Below are 246 nucleotides of genomic sequence, written 5' to 3'. Positions count from 1 at the left end.
GCAGCCCGGCGACCAGCAGCGTCACGCGCGTGGCGAGCGCGGCGATGCGCTGATTGAGCCGCCCGAGTTCGTCGACGTAGCGGCGGGTGACCGAGCCGAGCGGCACGACGCCGAGCCCGATTTCGTTGCTGACGACGATCACCTTCGTGCGCGTCTCGCACAAGGCGCGCTCGAGCCGCTCGACCTCCGCCGTGTACTGCGCGTCGTCGAGCGGCTCGCCGTCGAGCGGGCACAGCAGATTGGTGA

1 protein-coding gene is annotated in these 246 nt (G+C 70.7%); it reads right to left on the bottom strand.

Annotated elements, in window-relative coordinates; all coding sequences use genetic code 11:
• Positions 1 to 246 (bottom strand): bifunctional adenosylcobinamide kinase/adenosylcobinamide-phosphate guanylyltransferase (locus SB751_RS34010; RefSeq protein ID WP_410749498.1); only part of this gene is annotated, 246 nt, incomplete at both ends.

Origin of the sequence: Cupriavidus sp. SIMBA_020 (assembly GCF_046535395.1) — a bacterium.
Taxonomy (GTDB): domain Bacteria; phylum Pseudomonadota; class Gammaproteobacteria; order Burkholderiales; family Burkholderiaceae; genus Cupriavidus; species Cupriavidus campinensis.
The sequence above is the reverse complement of the archived record's forward strand: the minus strand, read 5'-3'. Positions and strand labels throughout refer to the sequence as shown.